The sequence below is a fragment of the Rufibacter sp. LB8 genome, assembly GCF_014876185.1.
GTDB lineage: Bacteria > Bacteroidota > Bacteroidia > Cytophagales > Hymenobacteraceae > Nibribacter.
In genome coordinates, this window is record NZ_JADALJ010000001.1 from 3,818,749 (window position 1) to 3,827,500 (window position 8,752).

Consider the following 8,752-nt stretch of genomic DNA (forward strand, 5'->3'; position numbering starts at 1 on the left):
TCCAGAAACGAAGCCAAAAACGCAAGCCAGAAATCCCCTCTCCCCCTGGGAGAGGGCTAGGGTGAGGGACATTTACTTGATGGTTAGGAATGGGCATTGGCAGAGCCACTCGTAGGAGCTTCGCACGCTACGAGGTCTTTTGAGCAGGCGTCCGTCGGGACCTCCACCGTAGAGACAAGGCAGTGCCTTGTCTCTACGAAGGCCTGGGCCATGGTAATGGCTTGTCACTGGTGTAGCGCTCGCCCAATTGAAAGTTTACTGCGCACCAATCATCGCCTGATAAATCTTCTCAGATACGCGGGCCATGGCGGCTACGCCTGCTTTTTCATCGGTGAGGCCTTTGGAGAGGAGGACCAGCACGTATTTCCTTCCGTCTGGCAAGAAGACAATGCCAGAGTCATGCTGTACACCGGTAATCCAGCCGGTTTTGTGGGCCACTTTCACATCAGTAGGCAGCTTGGCAGGTATAATTTCTTTGTATTTCTGATCCAGCAGAATAGCAATCATTTCTTGACTGGCCGCCGGACTTACAATCTTGCCTTGGCCCATTTGCGTGAAAAGCACCAGTAAATCATAGGCCGTGGTGGTGTTATTCAGGCCTTGGCGGTAGGCTTTGGTGTCTTCCACGCCACGGCGAACTTGGATGTCTTGGGCACCCAGTTGGCGCATGGTTTGGGTTACGTTCTGGGCATCCAGTAACTCAATGACAATGTTGGTGGCCAGATTACTGCTGTGGATGATCATTTTGTAGAGCAGCTCTGACAGCGGACGTTTCTGGCCCAGCATTTTGTGTAATTCCTGTTCGCTGTCGGCATCTGGGGCAATGGAGAAGAGGCCGTCGTCCACTATACTTTTGAATTCGTTTTTGACCAAGACTGAATCTGCGAGGTTGAATTTGCCTTGGCTGGCCTGCAAATAGGCTTCAATCAGCACCGGCGTTTTCATAGTGCTGGCCGCATGAAAGCTCTCGCGCTCGTTAATCAGCAGCTCCTGGCCGGTCTGCAAATCTTTGAACGCCACTCCAAAAGTGCCTTTCTGGGAGCCAAGTTCAGTAAGGATTTCTTCGCGAAGCTGAGACATGTTCATCTTGGGTTTGGTGACAGCGCAGCCAGAGAGCAACAAGGCCAGCAGCGGGAAAAAGAAACGAAGGCGCATAGACATAAGGTTGGGCGGAGATTTACCAATCTGCTTGAATAGTAGAACATTCGCGTAAATTTTTCAAATTTTTGGCGAAGGCACGTGGTTGCGTTTTCGGGCTCATTTCCAGAAATGAGCCCGAAAACGGCTAGAAATCCTGTTTCAGCCAGGCTTTGAAATTAACTTGGGCGTCGGGGTTGGCTCCTGGGTTTTTGCTCACTTTGTACTGCGGAAGATGGATCTGCCCGTCGGGCTGCAAGATTACGGTCAGTAATTTCTTCTGCCGGAAAAGCGTGAATTCTACTTCGGTTTGATTTTTCAGCAAGGAAAGGAGGTTGTTGTTCTCCAGTTTCCGGCCGTTGAGCGCCACCAGTTCATCTTCCACTGACAGCACCGCGGCGGCCGGCGAGTTTGGCGACACGTAACTCACCCCGTGGCTGCCCGGGGCCAACCGGAAGCCGTACATACTTTCATAGATCAGCACAGCCGGCGTTTTCTCCAGTGTGCAGCCCACGTAGTCCAGCGCGGGCACCAGCCATTTTTCAAAAGAAACCGTCCCGAAAATCATTTCCTGGAAATAATCCTCCAGCGAAATTCCGGCCACATCTTCACAAAGCCGTTGGTAATCTGCCTCCCTGTAGCCCACACTTTTCTGCCCGAAATCCTGCCACATCCGGCGCATGACATGGTCTAAGGATTTCTGGTTTTGGGTGGCTTTTCTGATCTCTAGGTCCAGCACCAGTGCGGCAATGCAGCCTTTGTGATAAATGCTCACTTTGCGGTCGGGCACGCCGGATTTGTAGCCGTCCAGCCACGTATCAAACGATGAATCTGCCACGGAAAGATTGCTTTCGCCCTGGTCCACGGCGTGGCGCTTGATGGTGGTGCTCAGTTCCTGGAAGTATTGCTCTGCCGTGAACACGCCGCTACGGGCTAGGAGATAATCGCCGTAATACGTGGTCACGCCCTCGGCCACGTAGCCGGTTCTGAAGTAATTCTCCTTCGTGAAATCATAGGGCAACATCTCTGCGGGCCTGATTTGTTTGATGTTCCACGTGTGGAAGAGTTCGTGGCAACTCACGCCCAGCAGTTCTTTGTACAACCCCGGCGACATCAACAACTCAGAAGGCCCCAACGTGATGACTGTGGAGTTCAGGTGTTCCACGCCGTGGTAATGCTGGTACGGCAAAATGATGTTCAGGAAATGATAATCTGCTACCGGAAAAGTCTCAAACAGCGCCAGTTGCTCTTGGGTAAAGGCCTTGAAATCTGGCAGAATCTGGCCCCAATCGGGAGCGCACTCGCTCTGAAACCACACGTGGAACGGAATTCCCTGCTCTTCATACATCTGGTGCTGCAGCGTGGCGCTGGCGATGAACGGCGAATCTACCAGATGGTCAAAGTTCTCAGCCTGCAAGGTTTTTGGCTCTGGTTGCGGAAGGCCGCAGGCAATCTGCCAGTCTTCCGGGATTTCTATTTCTAAAGTGCAAGGTTCGTGTTCAAAACCGTCGGCGGTGAGCAGGCAGTTGATAGGGTTCACGTAGAGGAAGTCGTCGGCCAGCCAGGAGCCGCCGGCATCCATTTGGCGGGCGTAGAAGTTGTAGCGCACTTCCAGCTTTTCGTTGCCCTGGGTTTGCACGCGCCAGCGGTCTTTGGTTTCTTTCTGGAAGGGCAGGGGAGAACCGTCTTCGTCTAATACGGCAAACCCCTGCAGTTTTTGCGCGAAGTTCTGCAGTTCATAGCGGCCCGGTCGCCAGGCGGGCAGTTGCAGGTAAAGGTCAGGCGCGGTCACGTTTTCAAACGAAGTGGCAACCTGCAAATAGCCTGAAAGCGGGTTCTGGAAAGAAAGGCGGTACTGTGTCATAAAAGCATCTAACGGAATTCTGCAAACGGAAAGCGGCCGGAAGTTGCAAGATTTTCCCGCAGCAGGCAACCTCTAATCCGTAAGTTGTTCTGTTTGAGTGTCTTTACCTAATTGTTTTGAACTAAGCCACTCACAGCCCGTTAGACCAAAGAGATAGGCTCTAAATGTTTTTTGGTCTGTTTTTTTGAAGAGAAAGCCATGAACGAGACTGAACTACAAGACGCCGCCGCCCTTGCCAAGCAGAAAAAGAAAGCCAAGAAAAAAGAGAAGGAGAAAGCCAAGGCCAAAGGCAAGCAAGACGAGATTTTGGGCAAGGAGCGCATCAGTGGCCTGACCAACATGTACCGCACCGCCGCCCGTAACCACGTGTCTTACATTGCCATCGGTGACCGCCGCGCCAACATCTTGATTGGTATCTGCACCTTGTCCATCTCCGTGATGTTCGCCATTTTTCTGCGCAAATTTGAGAACATCAACAGCTTCCTGATTCCGGCGGTACTCCTGATTCTCACCTGTACCAGCACCCTGGTGCTCGCCATTTTCTCTACGCGCCCAGACCGCACCCGCGGCTACTACACCCTGGACGAGGTTACCGACAAGGAAGTAAACCTGCTTCATTTTGAGAATTTCCACCGCATGTCCATCAAAGAATACGAACATGCCATGGACCGGCTGCTGGAGAGTGGCACCCGTTCGCGGCACGCGCTCATGCGTGATTTACACGGCCTGGGCGTGTCGGTGGCCCGCAAATACCATTACTTACGCATGAGCTACAATGTCATGATGATTGGGTTTCTGTTGACCGTTGTTGCCTTTTTCATTGTGATTTGGTGGCACCGTTAAGCATCTTTCTATCTGGGTATGGATTTCCGTTTTAGGGCTCATTTCTGGAAATGGAGCCAAAAACGGGAAAGTGTCGCTTTAAAGAACCACGCATTCCGTCCCCCTGTGAAGGGGTAGGGGGATGATTCCTCGTGCAGAAAAATACATCCCGAGAATCAAATTTTCACTTGTTGCATTTCTTTTGCCGATACTTCTTCATCGGCCTTGATCATCCCCCTACCCCCTTCAACGCGGGACGAAATGCGTGAATCTGCTTGTATTATCTAGACTTATAAGGGCTGCTATGTAAGTACCGTTTTCGGCTTCATTTCCAAAAACGAGGCCAAAAACGGAAGAGTAGTGGCCTGTGCCTCAAAGCTGTACTTGCAGGCGGAAGGGGTAACATGCAAATAGTCAATTAAAATATGGAACTTGATTTGATTTATCAGATTTGATTTCCTAATTTTGCATCCCTTAATATAATGTTTAGTGTAAGATGAAAAGAACATTCCAACCTTCGCAACGCAAAAGAAGAAATAAGCATGGTTTCCGCTCACGCATGGAAACTGCCAATGGTAGAAGAGTATTGGCTAGCAGAAGAGCTAAAGGCCGTCATAAACTGACCGTTTCTGACGAAAGAAGACACAAAGCCTAATTTTTCTGAGTAGCTCGCTGCAAGGCCTCGTCCCTATGGACACCTTCACTGAACATTCTGCAGAAGAGCCACAGAATTCTTATAGATTCAAGAAGGAAGAACGTTTACGGAGCAAGAAGCTGATTGAACAGCTGTTCCGTGAAGGTTCTTCTTTCAATTCCTATCCGTTGCGGTTTGTGGCGCTCCAATTGCCACAGCCCACCACGCCGCCCGTGCAGGTGCTGGTTTCCGTGTCTAAGCGGTACTACAAAAAAGCCGTGGACCGCAACCGCCTCAAGCGCCAGATGCGCGAGGCCTTCCGGCTGGCCAAACCCACTATTGCTCAATTAAATACTGGCCAAAACGGCTGGGTGATTGGCATTCTCTACGTGGGCAAAGAAAAAAATCCTTTCAATATCATCAGTAAAAAACTAAATTCAGGACTGGAGCGTTTGTTTACTAAATAGTTACGCCTTCACTTCCCGTTTTTTCTTTTTTACCTGTTGCTATGCTGAAGAAATCTATTGCTGGCCTTGTCTTGGTAGGTACTACCTGGGGCCTTTTCTCCTTCTCTTCTGGCTCTGAGCGCTACTTTGATATCGCCAAAAACCTGGACATTTTCGCCACGCTCTTCAAAGAGGTGAATACCTATTACGTAGACGATGTGGCGCCCACCAAACTGGTGCGCACCGGCATTGACGCCATGCTCAAGAGCCTGGACCCCTACACTAACTACATTCCCGAAGACGATATTGAGGATTTTAGGACCATGACCACCGGCAACTACGGCGGCATTGGCGCCCTGGTGGGCAAGCGCGACGGAAGACATATTGTGTCTCTGCCACATGAAGGCTCCCCTGCCCAGAAAGCGGGTCTGTTGATTGGCGACGAGATTGTGAAGATTGACGGCGTGGAGCTAGCCAGGAAAACTGACAACGAAGTCAGCAAGCTGCTCAAAGGCCAGGCCGGCACGCTGGTGAAGCTGGAGATAAAACGCTTTGGGGCAGATAAACCGCTGGTGCTGGACGTGACGCGCGGCAACATTCACATCAACAACGTGCCGTATTATGGTATGGTCACGCCGGAAATCGGTTACTTGCAGCTGTCGGGTTTTACCGTAGATGCGGGCGCTGAGGTGCGTAAGGCCGTGGTGAAACTGAAAGAGCTGGGCGCGAAGAAAGTGATTCTGGACCTGCGCGACAACCCGGGTGGTTTGCTGAACGAAGCCGTGAACATCTCCAACCTGTTCTTGCCCCGCGGCAAAGACATTGTGAGCACCAAAAGCAAAGTCGCTGACTGGAACAAGATGTACAAAGCCTTAGACGAACCACTAGACATGCAAATGCCCATGGCCGTTCTGACCAGCACCAACAGCGCCTCGGCGTCTGAGATTGTGGCGGGTGCGCTGCAAGACTATGACCGCGCCGTGCTGATTGGAGAAAGAACATTCGGGAAAGGTTTGGTGCAGATGACACGTCCTTTGTCCTATAATTCGCAGTTGAAAGTGACCACCGCCAAATACTACATTCCCAGCGGGCGCTGCATTCAAGCCATTGACTACGCCCACCGCAACGCCGATGGGTCTCTGAATAAAATTCCGGATTCTTTGCGCGTGGCGTTTAAAACGGCCAATGGCAGAGTGGTGTATGACGGCGGTGGCATTAGCCCAGACCTGGAAGTGAAAGAGAAACCGGTGCCAGACATTATTCGGAAACTGATGACCAAAAACTACATCTTTGACTACGCCACTCGTTTCAGGGCCAGCAATGCCAGCATTGGCGACGCCAAATCGTTTAAAGTGTCAGAGGCCGAGTATCAGAAATTTGTTTCGTTCCTGAACGGGAAAGATATTTCGTATTCCACAGATGTAGAGAAAGCCCTGGACAACATGATTAAGAAGGCCAAGGAAGACAAGCACTATGAAGAAGTGAAAACTGACATTGAGCAAATCAGAAAGAAAGTGGCTGCTAACAAGGGCAATGACTTGATGCGCTTCAAAGCTGAAATCACGGAGTTGCTGGAGCAGGAGATTGTTTCTAGGTATTACTTGCAGAAAGGGTTGGTAGAGGCCACGTTCAATGATGACCAAAATATTCTGGCCGCCGTGGAAGTGTTGAATAACCCCACCAAATACCAGGGCCTGCTTTCGGCTAAGAAATAACACACTCTACATATTTAATATAGTTGTGCGGATTTAATAATTATATAAGTGTTCAATATCAAAGATAAGCTAACAGTTGAGGATGTTTATCTTTGGATGGACGGAGGAACGGTAACTCTGGTTATGCAAGACCAAAGTTCTCAGACGTGCGAAATTGAGTTTGTTCAGAAGGTTTCTTTAAAAAGATATGACCACCTTCCCAGACCGGGTAGCCTTCTGATAAACAGGAAAGAAGTTGAGGTAAGGTCAGAACTTGAAAAGGAAATACTGATTGCCGTTCAAGGAGCTGAATGGGGTAAAGGAATTAAAGAAGAGGATAAAAATAGCTTTAAAAGGATTATAGAAGATTGTATTGATTTTGTCAAATCGGAGCGCTATAGAGATTTAGCCCAAACCCATATTTAAAATAACTCCGCACACCAACATGTAAATGCCAACTTCATCAGACGACCTTGTCACAGGTTACATAAGTACAATAAGAGTGCAGATTCCTGTTTTTGGTCTCGTTTCCAGAAATGAGCCCGAAAACAGGAATTTCTGTGACGGTCACTCTTAAGTTAGAAGATTTGTAGTCTATTATATATAGTATAGCAAGGGCAACCAGCGCATGGTTGCCCTTTTGTTTTAGAAACGCGTAGCTTTGTACTTCATCATCGGGCGTGCCCGGTAAATAAGCCATGGCCTATATTTTATCATTAGAGACGTCTACCAAGGTTTGCTCCGTGGCTTTGCACCATGAACAGCAGCTGCTGTCATATGCCGAACTGCAGATGGAGAAATCACATTCGTCACATATTACGGTCATGGTGCAGCAGGTGCTGGAATACGCGGGCGTTTCTTTGTCTGGTGTGGCGGCAGTGGCAGTTTCGGGTGGGCCAGGTTCTTATACCGGCTTGCGAATTGGTTCCGGCACGGCCAAAGGCTTATGCTATTCCCTGGATATTCCTCTGATTTCGGTGGACACGCTTTCGGCCATGGCCCAACAGGTGATTTCCATGACGCCTTCGCCGGAGCGGTTTCTGTTCTGTCCCATGTTAGATGCGCGTCGGGCAGAGGTCTACGCCAGTTTACTGACCCATGATTTACAGGTGCGCCAGGAAGTGGCTCCGGTTATTTTAGATGAAGCTAGTTTTGCCTCCATTTTGGAAACAGAGCAGATAATCGTGTTCGGGAACGGAAGCGACAAAGCCCAGCAACTGATGGGCCCACACCCGAACGCTTTTTACGTCTCGCATGTTCATCCTTCGGCTAAGGCCATTGGGGCGTTGGCCTGGGAGAAATTCCAAACGCAGCAATTGGAAGATGTGGCCTACTTTGAGCCCTTTTATTTAAAGGAAGTATATATCACCAAACCAACCGGTAACTAACGGAGATATGGAAGAATTTGTAAACAGAGTCGCCAACAGCGGTTTGGTCACTCTCAATTTAGAAGAATACCTGCACCCCGGCGAGCGCGTGGTCTATGATATAAAAGACAACCTGTTCATGGAATTGATGCTCCGCGAAAAAGACTTCAGGGCTTTTGTGAAAGAGCATGACTGGTCACAGTACCAAGGCAAGAACGTCGCCATCATCTGCTCCACAGATGCCATTGTGCCCACCTGGGCCTATATGTTATTAGCCAGCAAGCTCCAGCCCTACGTGAACAGATATGTGTTTGGTGATTTAGAAGCTTTGGAGCAGGCCTTGTTGCAAGACGCTATTGCCTCAATAGACCCAGAACAGTACCGCGAAGCCAAATTAGTGATTAAAGGCTGTGGCCAGATTCCGGTTCCAACCTATGCGTACGTGGAAATCATGCATAAACTCTTACCGGTAGCCAGCAGCATTATGTATGGAGAACCCTGTTCTACGGTGCCTATCTATAAGAAGCCAAAGGAAAAGACGGTTGCCGAATAGTTTTTTTAATGCCCTGGAACTTCAGTTCAAGGATTTTAGTTAGGGAAAAGTGCTTAATAGGGGCATGTAAATAGGCAAGTAAGGAAAGACTCAAAAAATCTTAGCAGACATAACGAGTTAAAAGCTTTAATGTAAGATGTTGAGGGCGATAGAGATCCTGATGATGGCTAAGTTGTAACGTGCATAACGGCGCAGCCTGAAACGCATCTCGCTATAAAAAGTTTCGCCTCCCCGC

The 8,752-nt window shown here is 49.4% G+C and carries 9 protein-coding genes; 7 read left to right on the forward strand and 2 right to left on the reverse strand.

Translation table 11 applies throughout. From position 1 onward, the window contains the following. Positions 1–255: 255 nt before the first annotated feature. Positions 256–1,155, reverse strand: coding sequence for a serine hydrolase (locus IMY23_RS15945; RefSeq protein ID WP_192823048.1), 900 nt, complete (start codon positions 1,153–1,155; stop codon positions 256–258). A 130-nt stretch (positions 1,156–1,285) separates the two neighbouring features. Next, complete coding sequence (locus IMY23_RS15950; protein ID WP_192823049.1) at positions 1,286–3,001, reverse strand: M61 family metallopeptidase; 1,716 nt, start codon at positions 2,999–3,001, stop codon at positions 1,286–1,288. A 198-nt stretch (positions 3,002–3,199) separates the two neighbouring features. On the opposite strand from IMY23_RS15950, the gene IMY23_RS15955 reads away from it, so the two are divergent. The 7 genes from IMY23_RS15955 (at position 3,200) to IMY23_RS15985 (ending at position 8,517) form a co-directional block, all read left to right on the forward strand. Beyond that, the gene (locus tag IMY23_RS15955) at positions 3,200–3,844 is read left to right on the forward strand and encodes a Pycsar system effector family protein (RefSeq protein ID WP_192823050.1); all 645 of its coding nucleotides are present in this window, start codon (positions 3,200–3,202) and stop codon (positions 3,842–3,844) included. A gap of 475 nt (positions 3,845–4,319) precedes the next feature. After that, positions 4,320–4,478: a 50S ribosomal protein L34 gene (gene rpmH / locus IMY23_RS15960; RefSeq protein ID WP_071885432.1), complete on the forward strand. Its 159-nt coding sequence runs from the start codon at positions 4,320–4,322 to the stop codon at positions 4,476–4,478. A 35-nt stretch (positions 4,479–4,513) separates the two neighbouring features. After that, positions 4,514–4,924: a ribonuclease P protein component gene (gene rnpA, locus IMY23_RS15965; RefSeq protein WP_192823051.1), complete on the forward strand. Its 411-nt coding sequence runs from the start codon at positions 4,514–4,516 to the stop codon at positions 4,922–4,924. Between the two features lie 41 nt (positions 4,925–4,965). Next, positions 4,966–6,618, forward strand: a complete 1,653-nt coding sequence (locus IMY23_RS15970) for a S41 family peptidase (RefSeq protein ID WP_192823052.1) — start codon at positions 4,966–4,968, stop codon at positions 6,616–6,618. Positions 6,619–6,666: 48 nt separating this feature from the next. Next, entirely contained in the window at positions 6,667–7,023 is a 357-nt protein-coding gene (locus IMY23_RS15975; protein ID WP_192823053.1) for a hypothetical protein, read from the forward strand. A 272-nt stretch (positions 7,024–7,295) separates the two neighbouring features. After that, entirely contained in the window at positions 7,296–7,985 is a 690-nt protein-coding gene (gene tsaB, locus IMY23_RS15980) for a tRNA (adenosine(37)-N6)-threonylcarbamoyltransferase complex dimerization subunit type 1 TsaB (protein ID WP_192823054.1), read from the forward strand. Between the two features lie 7 nt (positions 7,986–7,992). After that, positions 7,993–8,517: a DUF2480 family protein gene (locus IMY23_RS15985; protein ID WP_192823055.1), complete on the forward strand. Its 525-nt coding sequence runs from the start codon at positions 7,993–7,995 to the stop codon at positions 8,515–8,517. Positions 8,518–8,752: the final 235 nt, after the last annotated feature.

Coding starts and splice junctions, on each gene's coding strand:
- IMY23_RS15945 (WP_192823048.1), bottom strand. CDS start 1,155: ATGCGCCTTCGTTTCTTTTTCCCGCTGCTGGCCTTGTTGCTCTCTGGC.
- IMY23_RS15950 (WP_192823049.1), bottom strand. CDS start 3,001: ATGACACAGTACCGCCTTTCTTTCCAGAACCCGCTTTCAGGCTATTTG.
- IMY23_RS15955 (WP_192823050.1), top strand. CDS start 3,200: ATGAACGAGACTGAACTACAAGACGCCGCCGCCCTTGCCAAGCAGAAA.
- rpmH (WP_071885432.1), top strand. CDS start 4,320: ATGAAAAGAACATTCCAACCTTCGCAACGCAAAAGAAGAAATAAGCAT.
- rnpA (WP_192823051.1), top strand. CDS start 4,514: ATGGACACCTTCACTGAACATTCTGCAGAAGAGCCACAGAATTCTTAT.
- IMY23_RS15970 (WP_192823052.1), top strand. CDS start 4,966: ATGCTGAAGAAATCTATTGCTGGCCTTGTCTTGGTAGGTACTACCTGG.
- tsaB (WP_192823054.1), top strand. CDS start 7,296: ATGGCCTATATTTTATCATTAGAGACGTCTACCAAGGTTTGCTCCGTG.
- IMY23_RS15985 (WP_192823055.1), top strand. CDS start 7,993: ATGGAAGAATTTGTAAACAGAGTCGCCAACAGCGGTTTGGTCACTCTC.